This window comes from Frigoribacterium sp. R86507, from assembly GCF_044597695.1.
Classification (GTDB): domain Bacteria; phylum Actinomycetota; class Actinomycetes; order Actinomycetales; family Microbacteriaceae; genus Frigoribacterium.
The window spans coordinates 1,653,564-1,677,648 of sequence record NZ_CP139002.1 but is presented as its reverse complement, the minus strand read 5'-3'; the positions used below and the strand labels follow the sequence as shown (position 1 = coordinate 1,677,648).

17 protein-coding genes, 2 rRNA genes and 1 pseudogene are annotated in these 24,085 nt (G+C 68.2%); all 20 read right to left on the bottom strand.

Annotation, left to right across the window (positions count from 1 at the left end):
• Positions 1 to 29 precede the first annotated feature (29 nt).
• The 20 genes and pseudogenes from SJY14_RS07990 to SJY14_RS07895 all read right to left on the bottom strand — a co-directional run bounded on the left by SJY14_RS07990 (position 30) and on the right by SJY14_RS07895 (position 23,751).
• Positions 30 to 1,826, bottom strand: a complete 1,797-nt coding sequence (locus SJY14_RS07990) for a hypothetical protein (RefSeq protein ID WP_071255967.1) — start codon at positions 1,824 to 1,826, stop codon at positions 30 to 32.
• The gene (locus SJY14_RS07985; protein WP_071255965.1) at positions 1,823 to 2,131 is read right to left on the bottom strand and encodes a hypothetical protein; all 309 of its coding nucleotides are present in this window, start codon (positions 2,129 to 2,131) and stop codon (positions 1,823 to 1,825) included. Before SJY14_RS07985 ends, SJY14_RS07990 begins: the two co-directional genes overlap by 4 nt.
• Positions 2,132 to 2,296: 165 nt before the next feature.
• The gene (gene der, locus SJY14_RS07980) at positions 2,297 to 3,745 is read right to left on the bottom strand and encodes a ribosome biogenesis GTPase Der (protein WP_369814173.1); all 1,449 of its coding nucleotides are present in this window, start codon (positions 3,743 to 3,745) and stop codon (positions 2,297 to 2,299) included.
• 70 nt (positions 3,746 to 3,815) lie between these two features.
• Positions 3,816 to 4,631, bottom strand: a complete 816-nt coding sequence (gene cmk, locus SJY14_RS07975) for a (d)CMP kinase (protein WP_177174799.1) — start codon at positions 4,629 to 4,631, stop codon at positions 3,816 to 3,818.
• Positions 4,628 to 5,824 carry a prephenate dehydrogenase gene (locus SJY14_RS07970; protein WP_396600233.1) on the bottom strand — a complete coding sequence of 399 codons (1,197 nt, stop codon included), beginning with the start codon at positions 5,822 to 5,824 and terminating at the stop codon, positions 4,628 to 4,630. Before SJY14_RS07970 ends, cmk begins: the two co-directional genes overlap by 4 nt.
• A 1,409-nt stretch (positions 5,825 to 7,233) precedes the next feature.
• Positions 7,234 to 8,028, bottom strand: a pseudogene (locus SJY14_RS07965) (pseudouridine synthase); the annotation flags it as partial.
• A complete protein-coding gene (gene scpB / locus SJY14_RS07960; protein WP_071255964.1) occupies positions 8,018 to 8,650 on the bottom strand; it encodes an SMC-Scp complex subunit ScpB in 633 nt (210 codons plus the stop codon). The pseudogene SJY14_RS07965 and the gene scpB, both read right to left, overlap by 11 nt.
• Positions 8,640 to 9,494, bottom strand: coding sequence for a segregation and condensation protein A (locus SJY14_RS07955; RefSeq protein ID WP_396600232.1), 855 nt, complete (start codon positions 9,492 to 9,494; stop codon positions 8,640 to 8,642). The genes scpB and SJY14_RS07955 overlap by 11 nt, the downstream gene beginning before the upstream one ends.
• The gene (locus tag SJY14_RS07950; RefSeq protein ID WP_043595856.1) at positions 9,478 to 10,377 is read right to left on the bottom strand and encodes a ParA family protein; all 900 of its coding nucleotides are present in this window, start codon (positions 10,375 to 10,377) and stop codon (positions 9,478 to 9,480) included. The genes SJY14_RS07955 and SJY14_RS07950 overlap by 17 nt, the downstream gene beginning before the upstream one ends.
• 184 nt (positions 10,378 to 10,561) lie before the next feature.
• The gene (gene xerD / locus SJY14_RS07945) at positions 10,562 to 11,476 is read right to left on the bottom strand and encodes a site-specific tyrosine recombinase XerD (RefSeq protein WP_396600231.1); all 915 of its coding nucleotides are present in this window, start codon (positions 11,474 to 11,476) and stop codon (positions 10,562 to 10,564) included.
• Between the two features lie 49 nt (positions 11,477 to 11,525).
• Positions 11,526 to 12,107, bottom strand: a complete 582-nt coding sequence (locus SJY14_RS07940) for an NUDIX domain-containing protein (RefSeq protein ID WP_396600230.1) — start codon at positions 12,105 to 12,107, stop codon at positions 11,526 to 11,528.
• A complete protein-coding gene (locus tag SJY14_RS07935; protein ID WP_396600263.1) occupies positions 12,104 to 13,813 on the bottom strand; it encodes a CTP synthase in 1,710 nt (569 codons plus the stop codon). The genes SJY14_RS07940 and SJY14_RS07935 overlap by 4 nt, the downstream gene beginning before the upstream one ends.
• A gap of 51 nt (positions 13,814 to 13,864) precedes the next feature.
• Positions 13,865 to 15,586: a DNA repair protein RecN gene (gene recN, locus SJY14_RS07930; RefSeq protein WP_396600229.1), complete on the bottom strand. Its 1,722-nt coding sequence runs from the start codon at positions 15,584 to 15,586 to the stop codon at positions 13,865 to 13,867.
• Positions 15,583 to 16,593, bottom strand: a complete 1,011-nt coding sequence (locus SJY14_RS07925; RefSeq protein ID WP_396600262.1) for an NAD kinase — start codon at positions 16,591 to 16,593, stop codon at positions 15,583 to 15,585. Before SJY14_RS07925 ends, recN begins: the two co-directional genes overlap by 4 nt.
• Positions 16,594 to 16,598: 5 nt before the next feature.
• On the bottom strand, positions 16,599 to 17,414 hold the full coding sequence (locus SJY14_RS07920) for a TlyA family RNA methyltransferase (protein WP_396600228.1): 816 nt from the start codon (positions 17,412 to 17,414) through the stop codon (positions 16,599 to 16,601).
• A complete protein-coding gene (locus SJY14_RS07915; protein ID WP_396600227.1) occupies positions 17,411 to 17,629 on the bottom strand; it encodes a hypothetical protein in 219 nt (72 codons plus the stop codon). The genes SJY14_RS07920 and SJY14_RS07915 overlap by 4 nt, the downstream gene beginning before the upstream one ends.
• A 48-nt stretch (positions 17,630 to 17,677) precedes the next feature.
• The gene (locus SJY14_RS07910) at positions 17,678 to 18,739 is read right to left on the bottom strand and encodes an HAD-IIA family hydrolase (RefSeq protein ID WP_396600226.1); all 1,062 of its coding nucleotides are present in this window, start codon (positions 18,737 to 18,739) and stop codon (positions 17,678 to 17,680) included.
• Positions 18,675 to 19,610 carry a hypothetical protein gene (locus tag SJY14_RS07905; RefSeq protein ID WP_396600225.1) on the bottom strand — a complete coding sequence of 312 codons (936 nt, stop codon included), beginning with the start codon at positions 19,608 to 19,610 and terminating at the stop codon, positions 18,675 to 18,677. The genes SJY14_RS07910 and SJY14_RS07905 overlap by 65 nt, the downstream gene beginning before the upstream one ends.
• Before the next feature lie 743 nt (positions 19,611 to 20,353).
• Positions 20,354 to 20,470, bottom strand: a 5S ribosomal RNA gene (gene rrf, locus SJY14_RS07900).
• Between the two features lie 158 nt (positions 20,471 to 20,628).
• A 23S ribosomal RNA gene (locus SJY14_RS07895) occupies positions 20,629 to 23,751 on the bottom strand.
• Positions 23,752 to 24,085: the final 334 nt, after the last annotated feature.

The window sequence follows — 24,085 nt, the reverse complement described above, 5'->3', positions numbered from 1 at the left end:
CGGACAGCGCTATTACAGGTGACGACCGCCTACTGGTCATGGCCGTACAGTTCCTCCCACAGGTCAGTCAGGACCTGATCATTGTCTGCCCCCGTCTCGGCGACGAGAGCATGGTTGTCGTCGATCCTCGACGGCGGGACGATCGTCCATCCAGAGTCACCGAGCTTGAGGTCTTCGGGGCCCAGGTAGTACCCCTTGGAATCGAACTCATCCGACCGGTTCGGGTTACGACCTTCCCAGACACCACCCGTGCGCTGGGCCGCCTGAAGGAAGTCCCAGTAGCTGTAGTCGGTGTAAGTCGTCCCGGGACGCGCCTGCCACTCGGGCGGCATGCCCGCACCGGCGAGCGAGATCACCTTGTCGTAGGTGGCACCCCGCACCTCGGCCGAGGTGATGTTCGCGAGCCCCCAGCTGTGGCCGATGGCGATCTCTCGATGGCCGGGCTTGAGCGAGACCGGGTCGACCGCCAATCCTCGTTGGAAGTCATACAGGGTCTTGCTCGCCTTACGAGCGAACTCGGGGTCGTTCGCCTCGGCGAAGGCGCCGACGAACTCGGCGGGGTTCTTCCCGCCCTCCGCCCCTCCAGGAAAGAATCCGTCCTTGAAGACGAACGCGACGGTGGTCTTGCTTGCGTCGCTGTCGTGCAGCCACCATGCCATCTGCTGCACCGTTCCGGGCTCGCGGTAGAACGAATCCATTTTCGTCAGCGTCCCCGGCACGTAGGTCAGCACCGTCCTGGTCGATTCGTTCCAGTCCCCGATCATCTCGATGATGCGACTCTTCGACGGATCGAAGAGGTACAGCTGAACCGTCGGCGGTTCCGCCACCGCTCGCCCGAGGTACGCGCGCTCGCGCGCCAGCGCGGCCAGCAGCTCATCGTCGCCTTCCAGCCCCCGCCGCTTGATCGGCCCCACCATCTCGTCGATCTCGGCCATCCGACGCTTCGCGTTGAACACGTTCGCCGCGACCCGCACCGACGGCGGCAGACCGTCGAGCGCTCCGATGATCGCCGGCGCCCCTCGCACCAGCGCCACCTGCACCGCCGTCAAGTCGTCGGCGTTCCGTGCACCCTGCTGCCCGAGCTCGTCCCACCAGGCCCGCACCCGCTCGGGATCGGCCAGGAACGCCTTGTCGACGAGTTCGGGGTGCTGCTCGAGCAGCATCGTCAGCTCGGCGGCCGAGAGCCCTGCCAGCAACGCCAGCAATTCCTCGGACGCCCCCGCGGCCAGGGCCTCCCCGGTCACCTGCGGCAACGCCCCCATCGCCTCGGGGCTCTGCAGCGCAGCGATGCACCGGCGATCAGCCGCAGCCCGCTCTTCGACCAGGTCGGCCCACAAACCCGCCACGACCTCGAGTTCTCGTTGCTCGTCGTCGATGCGACGCTGCAAGGTCGACCGTTCACCCGAGCGGTACTCGGACTCCACGACGATGCCGATCAGGTCGTCCCGCGCCGCGTCCTGCGCCTCGCGCATGATCGTCTTCAGAGCGACCCCCGTCGAGAGGATGTTCTGCTCGGCCATCGCACGCCGCGCCTCCAGGGTCTGCTGAGACCCCTGGATCAACGACACGTCGACCGCATACGCCTCGAGCGCCGCCGCATGGTGTTCGAGGCCCCGAGCCACAGCACTCACCTCGGTGGACACGTCGGTCATCGACGCGACGAACTGCTCGCCCGACCGACCCCGCCAGCACTCGGCACCCCAACTCGCTGCCTCGGCCAACCGGTAGGCAGCCACCTCGAGGTCGTCGACCTCGGTTCGCCTCGTCTTGGCGAGTTGCCTGATGCCCTCCACCGAGCCCACGCCCGGGTCGTCGTCGGTGCTCACTTCGACCCCGCCCCTGCCAGGTCGTCCGCCGGCAGGCCGGCAGCGAGCCGGGACTCGACCTGCTCGAACTCGCGCACGAACGTCGTCGTGAAGTCACCCACCGCCTGGATGGCCTCGACGGCCAACCCCGCCCGTCTCACCAACTGCCCCGTCGCCTCGTCGAGGACCCCCGCCACGGTCGGTGAGCCGACGTCGGCCGCCGTCCTGAGTGTCAGCGTCGCCGACACCTCGGCGTCGACGGCCGCCGTCGACACCCGCCACGCAACGGACGTCAACGTCTTCTCGTCCACCACCAGGTCTGCCATGCACCCTCGCCCTCCATCATGCGACATTCAAATATCGCGGCCAATGGGAGCCACCCTAGCAATGCAGAACGCCCGGTGTGGAAACGATCCACAACCGGGCGTTCAGTCCACAGGCGAGCCTGCGGGCGGTGCCGATCCGTCGACGGGACAGGCACGAGAGAGGGACTACGGGCGCTTGCGCTTCTCGCGCACGCGCATGTTCACCGTGATCGGCGTGCCCTCGAAACCGAAGATCTCGCGCAGTCGCCGCGTGATGAACCGGCGGTACTGCGGGTCCAGGAACCCGGTCGTGAAGAGCACGAAGGTCGGCGGGCGGTTCGCGGCCTGGGTGCCGAACAGGATGCGCGGCTGCTTGCCGGACCGCAGCGGGTGCGGGTGCTCGGCGACGAGCTCGGCGAGCAGGGCGTTGAACTTGCCGGTCGGGATGCGGGTGTCCCACGACTCGAGGGCGAGCTCGAGGGCGGGGACGAGCTTCTCGAGGTGACGACCCGTGCGGGCCGAGATGTTGACGCGCGGGGCCCACGACACATGGTCGAGGTCCTGCTCGATCTCACGCTCGAGGTAGCGGCGACGGTCGTCGTCCAAGAGGTCCCACTTGTTGAACGCGAGCACGAGCGCACGGCCCGACTCGAGCACCAGGTCGATGATGCGCAGGTCTTGCGTCGAGATCTGCTCGGTGACGTCGATCACGACGACGGCGACCTCGGCCTTCTCGAGCGCTGCCGAGGTGCGGAGCGACGCGTAGAAGTCGGCGCCCTGCTGCAGGTGGACGCGCTTGCGGATTCCGGCGGTGTCGACGAAGGTCCACACACGACCGGCGATCTCGACCTGCTCGTCGACGGGGTCGCGGGTCGTGCCGGCCAGCTCGTTGACGACGACGCGCTCTTCGCCCGCAGCCCTGTTGAGGAGCGAGCTCTTGCCGACGTTCGGTCGACCGAGGATCGCGACGCGACGCGGGCCGCCGATCTCTTGCTTGGCCACGGTCGACACCGCGGGCAGCTTGGTCATGCAGAGGTCGAGCAGGTCGGCGACGTTGCGGCCGTGCAGGGCCGACGCGGGGAACGGCTCGCCGAGCCCCAGCGACCACAGCGACGCGGCCTCGAGGTCTTTGCGGGCGTCGTCGCTCTTGTTGGCGACGAGGATGACGGGCTTGTGCGAGGCCCGCAGCATGCGCACGACGGCTTCGTCGGTGGCGGTCGCCCCGACGTTGACGTCCACGACGAACAGCACGGCGTCGGCCAGGTCGACCGCGATCTCGGCCTGCATGGCGACCGAGCGGTCGATGCCGATCGCGTCGGGCTCCCACCCGCCGGTGTCGACGAGGGTGAAGCGGCGTCCGCCCCACTCGGCCTTGTACGAGACGCGGTCGCGCGTGACACCGGGCTTGTCCTCGACGACGGCCTCGCGCCTCCCGAGGATGCGGTTGACCATGGCGCTCTTGCCGACGTTCGGTCGGCCGACGATGGCCAGCACCGGCAGCGCCGGGGCGTAGGTCAGTGCGTCAGGGTCCCACTCGGCGCCCTCGAGGACGTCGATGTCGCCCTCGTCGAGGTCGTAGTCGGTCAGGCCGGCACGCAGGGCCCGGGCGCGCTGGTCGGCGTCCTCGTCGGGCATCGTCTGGATGCGGTCGACCATCTGCTCGTCGAGCTCGGGGTACTTGTCGTCGTCTGCCATGGGGACTTCCTTAAGAAATGGGGGTGCTCGCTCGCACGAGCTCGACCACGGCCTGCACGGTCTGGTCGAAGTCGAGTTGGGTGGAGTCGACGGTGGAGACGCCGGGTGCGGCGGTCATGAAGTCGACGACCTTGCTGTCGAGCCGGTCGCGGGTCGAGAGCTGCCGAGCTGTCTCTTCGGCACTCTGCCCGGTCACCTCGGCCGAACGCCTGGCCATTCTAGCGGCTTCGCTGGCGGTCAACAGGATTCTGACCTGGGCATCCGGTGCGACGACGGTCGTGATGTCGCGCCCCTCGGTGACGATGCCCGGCTTGTCGGTCGACGCGATGATGCGGCGGAAGAGGTCGACCATGAACCGGCGGACCTCGGGCACCTTGGCCACGTGGCTGACGGCGGTCGTCACGCGCGGCGTACGGATCTCGTCCGTCACGTCGCGACCACCGATCGTCACCGAGGAGGCGCGGGCCGGGTCGATCCCGATCGCGTAGTGGAACGTCGGCAAGACCGCGATGACGGCCTCGGCGTCGTCGAGGTCGACGCCGCTGTCGAGGGCGTGCAGGGCGAAAGCCCGGTAGGCCGCCCCCGTGTCTTGGTAGTCGAAGCCGAGGGAAGCAGCGGAGGCGCGGCTGACGCTGGACTTGCCGCTTCCGGCCGGTCCGTCGACGGCCACCACGACGTGGCGGTGCACGGCCTCGGCGGTCTCGGCGCGCAGCTCTTCGACGTGGGCCTCGCCGGCGGGACCGCCGACGCCGTGCTCCCCCGGCGAACGCTCGGGGTCGACGTCGGCCGAGCCGACGGGGCCGGTGGCCCGGGGGTCGCCGCTCATGCGAACGCCCCCGCGACGGTCCAGCCCCGGGCTTCGAGCTCGGTCACGAGTCGGTCTTCTTGTTCGGGCACGATCGATACCTCCGCGAGTCCTACCTGCGCACCCGGCGAGTGCTCGAGCCGCAGGTCTTCCAGGTTGACGCCGATCTCACCGATCTCGGTGAGCAGGCGGGCCAGCTGCCCGGGGGTGTCGTCGACCATGACGATCACCGAGCTGAACTGGGTCCGTTGTCCGTGCTTGCCGGGCAGACGGGCGACGCCGCCGTTGCCCGCGCCGATGCTCTCGGCCACGGTGCGCCGGCTGCCGGGAGCGTCCGGGGCCTCGAGGGCGCCGACGACCCGGTCGAGGTCGGCGCGAAGGTCGCGCAGCACGTCGGCCACTCGTGAGGCGTTCGCCCCGAGGATCTGCGTCCAGAGCACCGGGTCGCTGCTCGCGATGCGCGTGACGTCCCGGACGCCCTGGCCCGCGAGACCGAGCGAGGCGTCGGGCGCGTCGCGCAACCGGGTCGCCATCAGCGAGGCGACGACCTGCGGTGCGTGGCTCACGAGGGCGACGCCGGCGTCGTGCTCTTCCGGCGTCATCTCGACCGGGGTCGCGCCCAGGTCGAGCGCCAGGTCCTCGACGGCGGCGGCGCGTCGGTACGTGATGTCGTCGTGCCCGGCGATGACCCAGGGCCGACCGACGAAGAGGTCGGCGCGAGCCGAGACGGCTCCCCCGCGTTCGCGCCCGGCCATGGGGTGCGAGCCGATGTAGCGCGAGACGTCGGCGCCGCGCGCCCGCAGTTCGGCGAGCGGGGCGACCTTGACCGACGCGACGTCGGTCACGAGCGCCTCGGGCCAGGCGTCGAGTTCGCGGGCGACGATGTCGCTGGTGACGTCGGGCGGCACGGCGACGACGACGAGCACGGGGTCGTCGCCGTCAGCGGGTGCCCGCCCGGCGCCGTAGTCGACGGCGAGGCTGCGCGCGGCCGGCGACACGTCGTCGAGGATGACGTCGACCCCGTGCTGACGCAGTCGCAGACCGATGCTGGCACCGAGCAGACCCGAACCGACGATGCGCACCTGGCCTGCCAGCCGCCGGCTGCCGGACGTCAGCGCGTCAGCGGTCAGCGCGCCAGCCGTCTGCGCGTCGTCGATCGGCGCGTCGAGCGTGGCGGCATCGTCAGCCGAGGAGGCGCGGTGCGCGTCGGTCATGACCGGCCGCCCCCTCGAGGACCACGTCCCCCGGCGTCGGGTCGGCCACGGTACGGACGATCGCCGCCGCGCTCGTCACGGCCGCCACGCTCGTCACGGCCGCCGCGGTCGTCTCGCGGGCCGCGCGCGGGACCGCCGCGCGAACCGCCACGGTCGTCGCGTTGCTCACGGCCCTGGTAGCCGCCGCTCCGCGATCCGTCGCGTCCTGCACGATCGTCGCGACCCTGGTACCCGCCGCTGCGCGAGCCACCTCGGTCGTCGCGACCTTGGTAGCCGCCGCGAGAGTCACCACGCTCTCCACGGTCGTCACGCTGCTCACGGCCCTGGTAGCCGCCACGCGCCGAGCCACGGTCGTCACGACCGCCGCGCTCGTCCCGGCCCTGGTAGCCGCCACGCGAACCACCACGGTCGTCACGACCGCCACGGTCGTCCCGGCCCTGGTACCCGCCACGCGAGCTCCCACGGTCGTCGCGCGAGTCGCGCCCGCCCTGGTAGCCGCCGTCGGTACGGCGGTCGTCACGACCGCCTCGTTCGTCTTCGCCGCGCTCGGCCGCGCCGCGGTCGACCCAGCCTCGGTTGGTCGCCTTGCCGCCGGCACGGATGCCGGAGGGGCGTCCGGTGCGCGGGTCACGGTTGGCGTCGCGGTTCGGGTAGCCCGCCGCGCGCTCTTCACCCGGGGTCAGCGGACGGTCGCCGCCACCCCGCGGAGCACGGTCGTCGCGCGAGACGAACCCGCCACGCGAACCACGGTCGTCGCGCGACACGAAGCCGCCGCGATCGTCGCGTCCGCGGCCGTCGTCGTTGCGGCCCTGGTAGCCGGGACGTGACCCACCGCGGCCGTCCCGACCCTGGTAGCCACCACGGGCCGGGCGCTCATCGCGGCCCCGGCCGTCGTCGTTGCGACCCTGGTACCCACCGCGCGACTCACCGCGACCGTCGTCGTTGCGACCCTGGTAGCCACCGCGCGACTCACCACGGCCGTCCCGGCCCTGGTAGCCACCACGAGCCGGACGGTCGTCGCTCCCGTGGTAACCGGTGCGAGCCGGGCGCCCCTCGCGCCCTCGTCCGTCGTCGTTGTTGCCCTGGTACCCACGAACGGGGCGCTCGTCACCGGAACGTCCGTCGTTCCGGTTGCCCTGGTAGCCAGCTCGGGTCGGTCGCTCGTCGCGTTGCCCGCGCCGCGCCTCCTGCTCTCGGCGGACCTGCGCACGGCGCGAGGTCGACTCGGCCTGGTCGCGGGCCGCCGCCCGACGGCGCTCGGCACGGGCGTCGGTGGCGGGGTCGTACTCTTCGTCGTCCTCGTCGTAGTAGTCCTTCTCGACCTCGTCGTCGGCGAGGGCCAGCTCGACGACGTCGGCCTCGTCGACGGGGGCGTCGGGGCTCTCGGTGATCGGGGCGGCGTCGACCGTCGAGTCCGCCGTGGCGTCGCGCGAGATCGTGAGGATCGCCCCGAGCTCGACCTTGGTCAGCGACCGCATGTGGCCGACCTTGAGCGTGCCGAGGTGGAGCGGGCCGAACGAGCGGCGGACGAGGTCGATGACCGGGTGGCCGACGGCCTCGAGCATGCGACGGACGATGCGGTTGCGCCCCGAGTGCAGCGTGATCTCGATCAGCGACGAGTCGGACGAGCGAGAGAGACCCGCGCCACCGGCGACGAGCGTCGCCTTGTCGGCCGCGATCGGGCCGTCGTCGAGCTCGACACCGGTCATGAGCTCGTTGAGCACCGAGGGCGTGACGACGCCCTTGACCTTCGCGATGTAGGTCTTGGTCACGCCGAACGACGGGTGCGCGAGCACGTGCGCGAGCTCGCCATCGTTGGTCAGGACGAGCAGGCCGCTCGTCTCGACGTCGAGGCGGCCGACGTTGAAGAGGCGCTCTTCGTACTGCTCGGTGAACTGGCGCAGGTCGGGGCGACCGTTCTCGTCGCTCAGGGTGCTGACGATGCCGACCGGCTTGTTGAGCATGACGTAGCGACGCGTGGCGTCGAGCTGCACGGCGCTGCCGTCGACGACGATCTTGTCCTTCGCCGGGTCGATGCGGCGGCCGGGCTCGGTGACGACCTTGCCGTTCACCGTCACGCGACCGGCGGCGATCATGTCTTCGCTGACGCGGCGCGAGGCCACGCCCGCGGCCGCCATGACCTTCTGCAGGCGTTCGCCCGAGGCCAGCTCGGACTCGTCGGAGGAGGACTGACTACGCGACATCGTCGAACCCCCCTTGGCCGTCCGAGAGGAGGGGCGAGATGAGCGGGAGCTCATCGAGCGAGTTGATGCCGAGATGGGTCAAGAGGAGGCCTGTCGTTTCGTAGTTGATGGCGCCTGTCTCGGGGTCGGTGGACGACTCCGTGATCAGGCCGCGACCCAGCAGCGTACGGACGACCGAGTCGACGTTGACCGCCCGGATCTGGGCGATGCTGCTGCGGGTGATGGGTTGCTTGTAGGCGATGACCGCCAGCGTCTCGAGAGCCGCTGAGGACAGTTTCGTCGGGTTCTGCGTCAGCACGAAATCGCGCACGACCGGATCGTGCTCGTCACGCACGTAGAATCGCCAGCCGCCGCCGACCTCACGCAGCTCGAAACCACGCCGGACGGTGCCGCCGACCCCGTCGAAATCGGCCACGAGCGCCGTGATCGCCTGCTGCACCGCGGCGACCGGCGCGCCGACGGCGGTCGCCAGGTCGACGAGCGTCTGCGGCTCGTCGGCGACCATCAGCAGCGCCTCGAGCTGGCGAGCGACGGCCTCGGTGGTGTCGTTCGCGGGGCCGGCGGCCGCCTCGACCTCGGGCGTCTCGAGGGACGAGGAGGCGCGTGTCACGTCAGCCTTCATAGTCGGCCCCCAGCGCGGCCAGGTTCTCTTCGGTCCAGGTCTCGGCCACCCAGCGGACACTGAGCTCGCCGAGCGGCTCGACCTGCTCGAACGAGATGGACGCGTGACGGTACAGCTCGAGCAGGGCCAGGAACCGGGCGACGACGACACCCTTCTCATCGATGCCGGCGACGAGTTCGCGGAAGGTGAGGACCGCCCCGCGACGCAGCAACGACACGACGATGGCCGCCTGCTCACGGATGCTGACCAGGGGGGCGTGCAGGTGGTCGAGGCCGACCGTGGGGATCTCGCGTGGCGTCAGCGCCAGGGTGGCGAGGGCGGCGAAGTCGTCGGGCGAGAGCGTCCAGACGAGCTCGGGGGTCGTGACGCGGTACTTCTGCTCGAGTCGCACGGAGCGGGCGTGTCGCTCGGCCTCGGCGGCGCCGTGCTGCGCGAACCACTCGGCGGCCTGTTTGAAGGCCCGGTACTGCAGCAGCCGAGCGAAGAGCAGGTCGCGTGCCTCGAGCAGTGCGACGTCCTCGGCGTCGACGAGCTCGCCCTGCGGCAGCAACCCCGCCACCTTGAGGTCGAGCAGCGTGGCTGCGACGACGATGAACTCGCTGGCCTGGTCGAGGTTCTCGTCGGTGTCGATGCGGCGGAGGAACGACAGGAACTCGTCGGTCACGGCACTGAGTGCGACCTCGGTGATGTCCATCTCGCGCTTGGTGATCAACGAGAGCAGCAGGTCGAACGGGCCGCTGAAGTTCTCGAGCCGCACCTCGAAGCCGGGCGAGACCTCGGGACCCGCGAGGGCGGTCTCGTCGGGGCCGACCTCGGCGGTCGCCGACTCAGGCCGCGGCACCACGCGCGATCAGCTCTCGGGCCAGCTGGCGGTAGGCCTGCGCCGCCGGGTGCTCGGGGGCGAACTTGGTGATCGGTGTGCCGGCGACCGACGCGTCGGGGAACTTGACGGTGCGACCAATGACGGTCTCGAGCACCTGGTCGTCGAACGCCTCGACGACGCGCTCGAGCACCTCGCGGCTGTGCAGCGTGCGCGAGTCGAACATGGTCGGGAGGATGCCGTCGAGGGTGATCGCGGGGTTCAGCCGGTCGCGCACCTTCTCGATGGTCTCGACGAGCAAGGCGACGCCGCGGAGCGCGAAGAACTCGCACTCGAGCGGGATCAGCACGCCGTGCGCCGCGGTGAGGGCGTTGACGGTCAGCAGGCCGAGCGAGGGCTGGCAGTCGATCAGGACGACGTCGTACTCGTCGCTGACCTGGCGCAGGATGCGCGCGAGGATCTGCTCGCGAGCGACCTCGTTGACGAGGTGGACCTCGGCGGCGGAGAGGTCGATGTTGGCCGGCATGACGTCGAGGTTCTCGACACGCGTGGGCACGATGACGTCGTGGGCGTCCTTCACGGCACCGATCATGAGGTCGTAGATCGTGGCCTGGTCATGCGACTGCACGCCGAGGCCGGCGGTCAGAGCGCCCTGCGGGTCGAAGTCGATGGCCAACACACGACGGCCGTACTCGGCGAACGCGGCGCCGAGGTTGATCGTCGTGGTGGTCTTGCCCACGCCGCCCTTCTGGTTGCAGAGGGTGATGATGCGGGCCGGGCCGTGGCTCGACAGAGGCGCAGGAGTCGGGAACTCGGTACGCGGGCGCCCGGTGGGGCCGTTCGCGGGGACGGTCGCCGGAGCGCTCTCGAAGAGGGCGGGGGTGCTCGAGGTCGGCTTGGTGCTCACGGGTACGAGAGTACCGGCGACCCCCGACGCCCACGGGCTGCCGCGCCCGGCCCGTCACCAGGAAGCCTCATGCCTTGCTTGAGGGTTTTGCCTGGTCAGCGCGGGGTCAGTGTTCCGTCAGCGCTGGATCGGCGCTGGGTCCGGGCCCGGTCGGCGCCTTGTCGTCGCCCGGGTCGGCGACCGGTCACGACGCCCATCGTGCCCGCGGGTGCGCCGTCGAGTAGACGTCCCGCAGCGCGTCCGCCGTCACCAGCGTGTAGATCTGCGTCGTCGCCACGGACGAGTGCCCCAGCAGCTCTTGGACGACTCGGACGTCGGCCCCTCCCTCGAGCAGGTGCGTCGCGAAGGAGTGCCGCAGCGTGTGCGGCGACACCTCGAGGTCGAGCTGGGCCCGCTCGGCCGCCGCCTGGATGATGAGCCACGCGTTCTGCCGCGACACCCTGGCTCCGCGCGTGCCGAGGAACAACGCGGGCGTCGGTTCTCCCCGCGGCGAGAACACCGGTCGGGCACGCACGAGGTACGCGTCCAGCGCCCGTCGCGCGTAGCTGCCGAGCGGCACGATGCGCTGCTTGTTCCCCTTGCCGAACAGGCGCACGACGTCCCCCTCGACCACGTCGTCGACGTTGAGCGACACCGCCTCGCTCACCCGCGCACCCGTCGCGTAGAGCAGCTCGAGCAGGGCCTTGTCGCGCAGTCGGGTCGGCTCGTCGCCGTCGGTGGCGGCGAGCAGCGCCTCGACCTGGCCGACCGAAATGGCCTTCGGGAGGCGGCTCGGCAGCTTGGGAGGCCGGGTGGTGGCGGCCACGTCCACCGCGACCAGCCCCTCCTCGAGGGCGAAGCGGTGGAAGCCCCGCACCGACGACAGCACCCGGGCCACCGAGGAGGCGCCCAGCGGCTTCTCGGCGCGGGTCGCCAGCGCCGCCGGGAACGTCGCGACGTCGCCGGGCTCGACCTCGTCGAGGGTGAGACGACCGGCCTCCGCCAGGTGAGCCCGCCAGAGGACGAGGTCGCGGCGGTACGCCGCGGCCGTGTTCGGGCTGAGGCCGCGCTCGACCGAGACGTGTCTCAGGTACCGGTCCAGCGCCTCCTCGATCGTCACCAGGCCAGGCTACGGCCGGAGCCCCTGCGCCGACGGGGCGACGCGCAGCTCAGCGGGACGCGACCGCGGCGAGCGCCGCGATGCTGAGGATCGAGTTGTGCAGGCGTCCGGCGAGCACGCCGTCGACGATCTCGTCGAGCGAGACCCAGCGCTTCTCGATGTCGGCCTCTTCGTCGCTGCGCTCGAACGCCCCCTCCGTGGCGCTGACGCCGGTGGCACGGTAGACCGTGACCATCTCGTCGTTGCCGCCGGGCGTGGTGTGGAACGAGACGAGTTCGTCCCAGGTCGTCGCCTGCAGGTCGGCCTCTTCGGCGAGCTCGCGCTTGGCGGCGTCGAGCTTGCTCTCGCCCTCGGCGTCGAGCAGGCCCGCGGGCAGCTCCCAGTCGCGGGTGCGGATCGGGTGCCGGTACTGCTTGATGACGAGCACGCGCTGCTCCTCGTCGACGGCCAGGACGGCGACGGCCCCGGTGTGCGCGACGTACTCGCGCACCATCGGGGAGCCGTTGTAGTCGACGGTGTCGCGCTTGACGTTCCAGACGGCGCCTTCGAAGACGACCTCGGTCTTCGTGACCGTCGGCGAGGCCGGCTCGTCGGCGAGCGGGCCGGTGCCCGCAGCGAACGCGTCGGTCACGCGACGACCTGCGCGGCGTCGGCCTCGTCGGCGAACAGCTTGCTCGCGTCGTGGCGCTCGAGGGATGCGGCGACGAGCCCGGCGAACAACGGGTGGGCGTCGTTGGGGCGCGACCGCAGCTCGGGGTGTGCCTGCGTGCCGATGTAGAACGGGTGGACGTCGCGGTCGAGCTCGACGTACTCGACGAGCGTGCCGTCGGGCGAGGTGCCCGAGAAGCGGAGGCCCGCGTCGGCGATCTGCTGGCGGTACTGGTTCGAGACCTCGTAGCGGTGGCGGTGACGCTCGGACACCAGCTCGGAACCGTACAGGTCGGCGGCGAGCGAGCCCGGCGTGAGGGCGGCCGGGTAGAGGCCGAGGCGCATGGTGCCGCCCAGGTCGCCGTCGGCGATGATGTCGACCTGCTCGGCCATGGTCGCGACGACCGCGTACTCGGTGTCGGGATCGAACTCGGACGAGGAGGCGCCGGTCAGGCCTGCCTCGTTGCGTGCGTACTCGATGACCATGCACTGCAGGCCCAGGCAGAGGCCGAGCGCCGGCAGACCGTTCTCGCGGGCGTAGCGGAGCGCGCCGAGCTTGCCCTCGATGCCGCGGATGCCGAAGCCGCCGGGCACGCAGATGCCGTCGACGCCACGGAGCGCCTTCGCGGCACCCTCGGGGGTCTCGCAGTCGTCGGAGGGAATCCAGGTCAGCGACACCTTGGTCTGGTGCGCGAACCCGCCCGCCTTGAGCGCCTCGGTGACCGACAGGTAGGCGTCGGGCAGGTCGATGTACTTGCCGACCAGGCCGATCGTGACCTCGTGCTTCGGCTCGTGCACCGCGGTCAGCACGGGCTGCCAGCCCGACCAGTCGACGTCGCCGGCCTTCTCGCCGAGACCCAGGTGGTCGATGATGTACGCGTCGAGCCCCTGGTCGTTCAGCATGGCCGGGATGTCGTAGATGCTCGCGACGTCCTTCGCGTTGACGACCGCGTCTTCGTCGACGTCGCACATCAGGGCGATCTTCTTCTTGTTGCTCTCGCTGACGGGGCGGTCGCTGCGCAGCACGAGAGCGTCCGGCTGGATGCCGATCGACCGCAGGGCGGCGACGCTGTGCTGCGTCGGCTTGGTCTTCTGTTCGCCGGACGCACCCATGTAAGGCACGAGCGAGACGTGCACGAAGAACACGTTCTTGCGACCGAGCTCGTGGCGCACCTGACGGGCGGCCTCGATGAACGGCTGGCTCTCGATGTCGCCGACCGTGCCGCCGACCTCGGTAATGATCACGTCGGGCTTCGGGTCGTCGTCGGCCTGCTGGCGCATGCGCCGCTTGATCTCGTCGGTGATGTGCGGGATGACCTGCACGGTGTCACCGAGGTACTCGCCGCGTCGCTCTTTCGCGATGACGGTCGAGTAGATCTGGCCGGTCGTGACGTTCGCCGACTGACCGAGATCGATGTCGAGGAATCGCTCGTAGTGCCCGATGTCGAGGTCGGTCTCGGCACCGTCGTCAGTGACGAAGACCTCGCCGTGCTGGAACGGGTTCATCGTGCCCGGATCGACGTTCAGGTACGGATCGAGCTTCTGCATGACCACCCGCAGCCCGCGGGCCGTGAGCAGATTGCCCAGGCTGGCGGCCGTCAGGCCTTTTCCGAGGGAGGAGACGACGCCTCCGGTGACGAAGATGTGCTTCGTCGTGCTGGCATCTGGACCCGAGTTCTCAACGTTCACCACGGGATTCCATCCTATGTCACACCGAGCCGTTCCGACAGACCACGCCTGTTACGAACGTGTGTCGGCCGTCGCCGGTCGTCGGGCCGACGAGGCGAGCTCGAGCAGCTCGCGCGCGTGTTCGAGCCCACTGGAGCTGTCGGGCAATCCCGAGAGGAGACGGGCCATCTCGGCGACCCGTTCGTCGCCGTCGAGCTGGTGCACGCTGCTGGCGGTCACCTCGCCCGAGGCGTCCTTCACGACGCGGAGGTGGTTCGTGGCGAACGCGGCGACCTGGGCCAGGTGCGTCACCACGATGACCTGCGCCCGTTCGGAGAGCGCTGCCAGCCGTCGACCGATCTCGATCGCGGCCGACCCGCCGACGCCCGCGTCGACCTCGTCGAACACGAACGTGGGCACATCGCTCGACCCGGCCATGACGACCTCGAGCGCGAGCATCACGCGCGACAGCTCGCCGCCGGATGCGCCCTTGCCGAGCGGCCGGGGTTCGCTGCCGGGGTGCGGCCTCAACAGCAGGGACACGACGTCCCCGCCGCTCGTCCCGAGCTCGTCGCGTGGTGAGACCTCGACGACGATCTCGGCACCGGTCATGGCCAGGGCGCTCAACTCGGCGCTGACACGCGTCGAGAGGTCGGCCCCGGCTTCGCGCCGCAGCTCGCCCAGGACGCCGGCCCGCCGCTCGGCCTCGGCCCGCAGCTCGGCCACGTCGTCGTCGAGGTGCGCGAGTCGGTCGTCGTCGCCGTCGAGTTCGACCAGGCGTCGGCTGCCGTCGTCGAGCAGCCGGATGACGTCGTCGAGTGTGGGGCCGTACTTGCGGACGAGCCCGGCCAGGTCGGCGCGACGCGTTTGCACCAACTCGAGCTCGACGGCGACGTCGGCGTCGAGGGTGCCGAGGTAGCTCGACAGACGTGAGGCGGATTCACCGACCTGGACGCTGACCTCGGCCAGCAGGTCGGCGATCGGCTCGAGTGCCGGATCGTGAGGCGCGACGCGTTCGATCTGACGCCGGGCCTCCTCGACGAGGGAGACGACGTCGCGGGTGCCGTCGACCGCGTCGGTCGAGAGCACCTCGTGGGCGAGCCCGGCCGCCAGCCGCAGGTCTTCGGCGTTGCTCAGTCGTTCGGCCGTGGCATCGAGTTCGTCGAGTTCGCCGGCCACGGGGGCGAGCCCCTCGATCTCGTCGATCGCGGCGCGGAGGCTCTCGGCCTCGGCGCGCCGGGCGTCGCGGTCCCGGGTGATCTCGTCGAGCTCGGCGCGGGCGGCCAGCCAGGCGTCGTAGGCCCCGCGGTAGTGTGCGGCGGCCTGGGCCAGAGCGGCCCCGCCGTGCGCGTCGACGGCCGCACGCTGGGCCGCGGCGGACTTGAGGCGGATCTGCTCGGACTGGCCGTGCACCACCACGAGATGGTCGGCGAGGTCACCGAGCACGCCGATGGGAGCCGTTCGCCCGCCGACGACCGCGCGGCTGCGCCCCTCGGCCGAGACGACACGACTGAGGAAGAGTTCGCCGTCGTCGACGTCGCCGCCCGCGTCACGGACCCGCTCGACGATGGCCCCCTCGGCCGGGACCAGCCAGCGGCCGTCCACCACGGCCTGGGGGCTGCCCGATCGGACGACCCCGCTCTCGGCACGCTGGCCGAGCAGCAGGCCGAGAGCCGACACGACCATGGTCTTGCCCGCACCGGTCTCGCCCGTGACGGCCGTGAAGCCGGGACCGAGAGGCAGCGTGGCACGACCGATCACACCGAGGTCGCGGATCGAGATCTCTTCGATCATCGGTCGCCCTCGGGCGCTGCGGTCGGTGACGACGAGGTGCCCGACACGACGGGCGCCGCGGCGACGGGCGCGTCCCCGGCAGGGACGTCCTCGACGGGGGCCGGACCGCGCCAGCCGGTGACCGGCAGCTGGAACTTGGCCACGAGACGGTCGGTGAACGGGCCCGTCCGCAGGCGGGCGAGTCGCACGGGCTGGTCGGAGCGGCTGCACTCGACCCGGGCCCCCGGGGGCAGGTCGTGCTCGCGACGACCGTCACACCACAGGATGCCGCGGGCGTCGGTGCGGCTCAGCACCTCGACGGCGAGCACCGAGTCGGGCCCGACGACGAGTGGGCGGGCGAAGAGGGCGTGGGCACTGAGCGGTACGAGCAGGAGCGCCTGCACGGCAGGCCACACCACGGGACCGCCGGCCGAGAACGAGTAGGCCGTCGAGCCCGTCGGCGTCGACATGACCACGCCGTCGCAGCCGAACGACGACAGGGGGCGACCGTCGACCTCGATGACGACCTCGAGCATGCGTTCGCGCGAGGCCTTCTCGACCGTCGCCTCGTTCATGGCCCAGGTCTCGTAGACGACCTCGTCACGGTTGGTGACCTTGACGTCAAGCGCGAAACGCTCCTCGACCTCGTAGTCGGCGGCGAGCACGCGAGCGACGGTGTCGGCCATCTCGTCGCGCTCGCTCTCGGCCAGGAACCCGACGTGCCCGAGGTTGACGCCGACGATGGGCGCCCGGGTGCCGCGGATCAACTCGGCGGCACGCAAGATCGTGCCGTCGCCGCCGAGGACGATGACGCATTCGAGGTCGTCGCAGGCCACGCCGTCGAACAGGATCTCGACGTCGTCGATGGCGGCCGCGGGCTGGGCCCGACGGATGTCGTCCCACTCGTCACGGGGCAGCACGGGAACCACGCCGGCGTCGCCCAGCAGCCCGCAGACCTCGAGGGCGGCGTCGATCGAGTCGGGGCGCCCCGTGTGCGAGACGACCAGGATGTGTCGTGTCGAAGAGATGTCGTTCACCCTCTCGTCAAGCTGTCGGCCGTGCTGAGCCATTCTGTCGGATTCGTCCCGGCCCAGGCCGAGAAGTGCACACAGTACTCGCGGTTGCCCGAGCCACCGACGATCGGGGACGAGATGAGCCCGGCCGTGCCGAGCCCCAGGTCGTGGGCGGCCCACAACACGGTCGTGACGGCCTCGTTCCGCAACACGGGGTCCAGCACGAGGCCCTCACGGACCCCCTGCCGGCCGACCTCGAACTGCGGCTTGATGAGCAGGACGAAGTCGTTGTCCACACCCACGCTCGCCACGAGCGCGGGCAGCACCATCGTCAGGGAGATGAAGGACACGTCGGCCACGACGAGCGACACCGAGGAGGCGCGGGTCGTCAACGCCGCGAACCGCTCGGCCGTCAGGTACCTCGCGTTCTCGCCCTCGACGATCGTGACCCGCGGGTCGAAGCGCACCGGGTTGGCCAGCTGACCGTGGCCGACGTCGAGGGCGACGACGTGGTCGGCACCGCGCTCGAGAAGGACCTGTGTGAACCCGCCCGTGGACGCGCCGACATCGAGGGCCGTGCGGCCCGTCGGGTCGACACCGAACGCGTCGAGGGCGCCCAGCAGCTTGTGTGCCGCACGACTGACGTAGTGATCGAGCCCGGCGACGGCGACGTCGTCCGACTCGGCCACCCGGGCGGAGGCTTTCACGACCCCGACGCCGTTGACGGTCACCAGCCCGTCCGACAGCAACCGGGCGGCATGCGTCCGCGACCGGGCGAGGCCGCGCCGGGCGAGCACGGAGTCGAGTCGCTCCCCCGGCGCCTCGGAGGCCGTCATCGACCGCCCTGACCGGTGTCGCCCGTCGTGCCCTCGAGCACCGCGCGGAGTTCGTCGTGGACCTCGCCGAAGGCCTGGGCCCGGGAAGCCAGGGGCAGGGACTCGATGTCGGCCAGGCGGGTGGCGGACGCGACCCGCGCCTCCTGACGATCTGCGGCATCGACGACGTCGAGGTCGTTGTCGCCGCGGACGGTGGCGTCGGGATGGTCGCTCATGGTGCCGTCCAGACTAGCCGCCGCCCCTGACGGTCGGGGCGGGCGCGTTCAGCTGTCGGCGTGCAGCTTGGGATCGACGTCGAGCCCGTAGATCGCCTTGCCGGTCCCCCACACGGCGATGGCCCCGGCGCGCAGCAGGTCCACGGGGTCGTCCCCCTCGGCCAACACGCGCACGACGTGACCACGGACGGCGACGCTCGCACCGCGGACGGTGACGACGTGCACGTCCTCTTCGTCGTGCTCGACGGTCTCGGGGTACGGCTGGTCCAGCTCGCGGAGGTCGCCGACGATGAAGTCCGGCCGCGACTTGGCGTCCGCGGCGAGCACCTGCTTCGCACCGTCGATGCCGGTCAGCACGAGGATGGAGACGAGCCCCGCCGCGTTCGCACCCACGATGTCGGTGTCGAGCCGGTCGCCGATGAACGCGGCCTTCGTCGCCCCGAACCGCTCGACGGCAGCGGTGAAGATCGGGGTCTCGGGCTTGCCTGCGGTCACGGGCAGGCGCCCCACGGCCGTGTGCACCGCGGACACGAGCGTGCCGTTGCCCGGTGCGACGCCACGCTCCTGCGGGATCGTCCAGTCCGTGTTCGTCGCGATCCACGGGATGCCCGTGTGCAGGGCGAAGGATGCCTCGGCCAGCTGCGCCCACCCGACATCGGGGCTGAATCCCTGGACGACCGCGGCGGGGGCGTCGTCGGCTGAACGGGTCACGACGAACCCTTCTGCCTCGAGCACCGACGTCAAGCCCTCTCCGCCGACCACCAGGACCGTCGAGCCGCGGGGCACGGCATCACCGAGGAGGCGCACCGCGGCCTGCGGGGACGTCACCACGTCGTCGGCACGCACCTCGAGCCCGTAGCCGGCCAGCTGACCGGCCACCGTCTCGGCCGTCCGGGACGCGTTGTTCGTGATGTACCCGACGCGACGGGTGCGAGCCACGTCTGTCAAGCTGTCGACCGCGTGGTCGATGGCGTGTCGCCCCCGGTACACCACCCCGTCCAGATCGGCGAGGACGGTGTCGACACCGTCGAGCGGCGTCGCCGCGTCAGCCACGGTGGCCGTCGACGTCGTCCGCGAGCGACGGAGTCGTCTCGGGATCGGCAGTCTCATCGCGCTGTCCGTGCTCCTCGTCGTGCTTCTCGTCGGAGTCGTCATGCGGCTCGGTCTCGGGGTCGACCACGCCGACGGCGTCGCCGTCCGGGCCCTCCTCGGGCACGTTCTCGTCACCGTCCACGTCGGCTTCATCGGACTCGTCGGACTCATCGGACTCGTCGGACTCGTCGAGCGTGACGGGCAGGTCGTCCACGAAGTCGACGTCCTCCTCGACGATCTCGACGGTCTCACCGTCGGCGCCACCATTTTCGAGGGCCGCGAGAGCGTCCTCGGCGCGGTCGGCGAGTTCGAGCCACTTCTCCCCTTCGTCGGGACGGCCGAGATCTTCGAGGACCGTGCCGTAAGCCGCGAAGAGGGCGGGGCTGTAGCTGAAGGCCTTCGTGCGGTCCAGCTGGGGGATCTCGAGCTCACCCAGGGCCGCCTGGGGTTGGCCGAGGTCCAGTCGCGCACCCGACATCGCGATGGCCAGCGAGACGCGCACCTGCGCGTCGAGGGTCGACACGTCGACGGACCGCCCGAGCTCGAGCGCCCGCTCAGGGCGACCGAGACCGCGTTCACTGTCGACCATCAGGGGCAACTGGTCGTCGCGGCCCGAGATGCGACGGTAGGTGCGGAGCTCCCGCAACGTCAGTGCGTAGTCCCCCACCTGGTAGGCGGTGATGGCGATCGTCTCGCGGACGACCGAGATGCGGCCGGCCCGGCGACCTGCCGACAGGGCGTGCTTGTGGGCTTCTTCCGGGTCCTCGTCGATCAGCCGACCGGCCATGACCAGGTGCTTGGCGACCCAGTCCGCATTCTCCTTGCTGAGCGTCTTGAGTTCACCGCGCGCCACCTTGTCGAGGTCACGGGGCTCGACGTCGTCGGGCACGTGCGCGACCTCTTGAGCCGGTCGGACCGACTTGATGCCGAACGGATCGCGGTCTTCCGGGGTCTCACGCGGCTTCCAGGCCTCTCGGCGATCACCACGTCCGGTCGAGCCGGCACGAGGCCCCGCTCCGCGACGATCATCGCCGCCCGGGCGACTACCGCGCTGAGGACGATCACCGTAAGACGGACGGTCCCCACGCTGCGGACGATCACCGTAAGAGGGCCGGTCTCGCCGCTGAGGACGGTCACCCGACGAGGGGCGATCCCCACGCTGAGGGCGATCGCCGTACGAGGGACGGTCCCCCCGCTGAGGACGATCACCCGACGAGGGGTGATTCCCACGCTGAGGACGATCGTTCGACGGGCGCCCTCCGGTCGGTCGTCCACCGGAAGGACGGCCCTCGGCCGAACGGCCGCCCTGCTGAGGGCGACCACCGGTGGGACGATCCCCTGAAGGACGCCCTCGATCGCCGGAAGACGGCCGGCCACTGCCACCACCGCGGTGAGGGCCCCCGCTGCCAGAGCCCGAGGAGGGGCGGCGCGGGCCGTCCTTACGGTCGTCGTCATCGCGATCAGTCACCGAAGTGCTCCTCTGTCGTTCTCTGCCAGCTGTCGAGTTGTGAAAGGACGACTCTACCAAAGTGACCGCAGGCGCAGGAGGCGCGGTGCGAGTACTCGACGTTCGTCCCGTAACGCAGAAAAGCCGCCCCAACTGGGGCGGCTTTTCTGGTGTTTCTAAAAGGAGTCCGGCGGTGTCCTACTCTCCCACAAGGTCCCCCTTGCAGTACCATCGGCGCTGAGAGTCTTAGCTTCCGGGTTCGGAATGTGACCGGGCGTTTCCCTCTCGCTATGGCCGCCGAAACATTTACCACACACCATTACTGGTGGTGAAGTCTGTTTTTAGACCATGCACCCGCCCCGGAGGACGGATGAGTGTTCTGTTGAGTTGTTCCCGACCGTATTTCGGGAACCACATAGTGGACGCAAGCAGCTTTCCCCCACCTCTACAGGGAGGGAGTGTTGTCAAGTTATCGGCTTATTAGTACCGGTCAGCTCCATGGGTCGTTAGTCCCCACTTCCACATCCGGCCTATCAACCCAGTAGTCTAGCTGGGAGCCTCTCACCCCTAAGGGTATGGAAATCTCATCTCGAAGCCGGCTTCCCGCTTAGATGCTTTCAGCGGTTATCCGTTCCGAACGTAGCTAATCAGCGGTGCCCTTGGCAGGACAACTGACACACCAGAGGTTCGTCCATCCCGGTCCTCTCGTACTAGGGATAGATCTTCTCAAATTTCCTACGCGCGCAGCGGATAGGGACCGAACTGTCTCACGACGTTCTAAACCCAGCTCGCGTACCGCTTTAATGGGCGAACAGCCCAACCCTTGGGACCTACTCCAGCCCCAGGATGCGACGAGCCGACATCGAGGTGCCAAACCATGCCGTCGATATGGACTCTTGGGCAAGATCAGCCTGTTATCCCCGAGGTACCTTTTATCCGTTGAGCGACAGCGCTTCCACAAGCCACTGCCGGATCACTAGTCCCGACTTTCGTCCCTGCTCGACTTGTCAGTCTCACAGTCAAGCTCCCTTGTGCACTTACACTCGACACCTGATTGCCAACCAGGTTGAGGGAACCTTTGGGCGCCTCCGTTACTTTTTGGGAGGCAACCGCCCCAGTTAAACTACCCACCAGGCACTGTCCCAGAACCGGATCACGGTTCGTAGTTAGATATCCAAAGTGACCAGAGTGGTATTTCAACAATGACTCCACCTGAACTAGCGTCCAAGCTTCACAGTCTCCCACCTATCCTACACAAGCCACTCCGAACACCAATACCAAGCTGTAGTAAAGGTCACGGGGTCTTTCCGTCCTGCTGCGCGTAACGAGCATCTTTACTCGTAGTGCAATTTCGCCGAGTTCGCGGTTGAGACAGCTGGGAAGTCGTTACGCCATTCGTGCAGGTCGGAACTTACCCGACAAGGAATTTCGCTACCTTAGGATGGTTATAGTTACCACCGCCGTTTACTGGGGCTTAAATTCTCAGCTTCGCTTGCGCTAACCGTTCCTCTTAACCTTCCAGCACCGGGCAGGCGTCAGTCCGTATACATCGTCTTGCGACTTGGCACGGACCTGTGTTTTTAGTAAACAGTCGCTTCCCACTGGTCTCTGCGGCCTTTCCCGCTCCGGGAGTAAATCCCATCACGGTTCCGGCCCCCCTTCTCCCGAAGTTACGGGGGCATTTTGCCGAGTTCCTTAACCACGATTCTCTCGATCTCCTTGGTATTCTCTACCTGACCACCTGAGTCGGTTTGGGGTACGGGCGGCTTGAACCTCACGTCGATGCTTTTCTCGGCAGCATAGGATCACTGATTTCCCCCAATCGGGGTACGCATCGGATCTCAGGCGCATTGACGACGGATTTGCCTATCGTCAGCCCTACATCCTTACACCAGGTTCACCTTACGGATACCATCGCCTGGCTCAGCTACCTTCCTGCGTCACACCTGTTAATACGTTAACCGCACCAGCATGGGGTCGAGCGTTAGACCGGCCGGCATCACCCCGAAGGGATCCACTCAGCCGGGTTAGGACTCTTAGCACCACTGGATTAGCTTGGGCGGTTCTTCGCCGGTACGGGAATATCAACCCGTTGTCCATCGACTACGCCTGTCGGCCTCGCCTTAGGTCCCGACTTACCCAGGGCGGATTAACCTGGCCCTGGAACCCTTGGTCTTTCGGAGGACGGGTTTCTCACCCGTCTTTCGCTACTCATGCCTGCATTCTCACTCGTGTGGCCTCCACGGCTGGTTTACACCGCCGCTTCACTGGCCACACGACGCTCTCCTACCACTCCGTACGACTGAACCACGAAGGCTTGTCTATAATACGAAATCTACAACTTCGGTGGTGTGCTTGAGCCCCGTTACATTGTCGGCGCGGAATCACTTGACCAGTGAGCTATTACGCACTCTTTCAAGGGTGGCTGCTTCTAAGCCAACCTCCTGGTTGTCTATGCAACTCCACATCCTTTCCCACTTAGCACACGCTTAGGGACCTTAGTTGGTAGTCTGGGTTGTTTCCCTCTCGACGATGAAGCTTATCCCCCACCGTCTCACTGCTGCGCTCTCACTTACCGGCATTCGGAGTTTGGCTGACGTCAGTAAGCTTTTGGGCCCCATCGGCCATCCAGTAGCTCTACCTCCGGCAAGAAACACGCAACGCTGCACCTAAATGCATTTCGGAGAGAACCAGCTATCACGAAGTTTGATTGGCCTTTCACCCCTATCCACAGCTCATCCCCTCAGTTTTCAACCTAAGTGGGTTCGGTCCTCCACGACGTCTTACCGTCGCTTCAACCTGGCCATGGATAGATCACTTCGCTTCGGGTCTAGGACATGCGACTGGATCGCCCTATTAAGACTCGCTTTCGCTACGGCTACCCCACACGGGTTAACCTCGCCACATATCGCTAACTCGCAGGCTCATTCTTCAAAAGGCACGCTGTCACCCCTACAAGGAGGCTCCAACGGTTTGTAAGCAAACGGTTTCAGGTACTATTTCACTCCCCTCCCGGGGTACTTTTCACCTTTCCCTCACGGTACTTGTCCGCTATCGGTCATCTGGGAGTATTTAGGCTTATCAGGTGGTCCTGACAGATTCACACGGGATTTCTCGGGCCCCGAGCTACTTGGGATCCCCATTCAGCCAGCGCCAGCATTTCGGCTACGGGGTTCGCACCCTCTATGACCAGCCATTCAAAGCTGTTCGCCTATACTGCGCTGTAACTGTCCCTGTCCGGCAGAACAGGACAACGGGTCCCACAACCCCGACCATGCAACGACCGCCGTCTATCACACATGACCGGTTTAGCCTCTTCCGATTTCGCTCGCCACTACTGACGGAATCACTGTTGTTTTCTCTTCCTGTGGGTACTGAGATGTTTCACTTCCCCACGTTCCCTCTACCCGCCCTATATATTCAGGCGGGAGTCACCAGACATAACGCCTGGCGGGGTTTCCCCATTCGGAAATCCTCGGATCAGGGCTCGATTATCAGCTCCCCGAGGCTTATCGCAGATTTCTACGTCCTTCTTCGGCTCCAGATGCCAAGGCATCCACCGTTTGCTCTTAGAAACTTGACCACAAAGTTGCTGCCAGCCAAAGACTGACAGCTCAGTGTTATCTCATTCGCCAACCACACCCCAAAGGGCGGATTGGTCTAAGAAATTGCACTTAGTATCACAAACAACAACCAACCCGAAGGCCGGCCCTGCTTGCGACTAAGATGCTCGCGTCCACTGTGTAGTTCTCAAAATACGGGCGGCACCATGAACACCCTGCAAGTGATGCAGAACCTCATGGCCCAGAGGAAAAACAACCACACAAAGTGCGGAAGCTTGGTCCCTCAGGACCCAACAGCGTGCACACCCCTCACCCCGAACACCCTCACCTTCCAAACACCCGAAGATGCCGTAC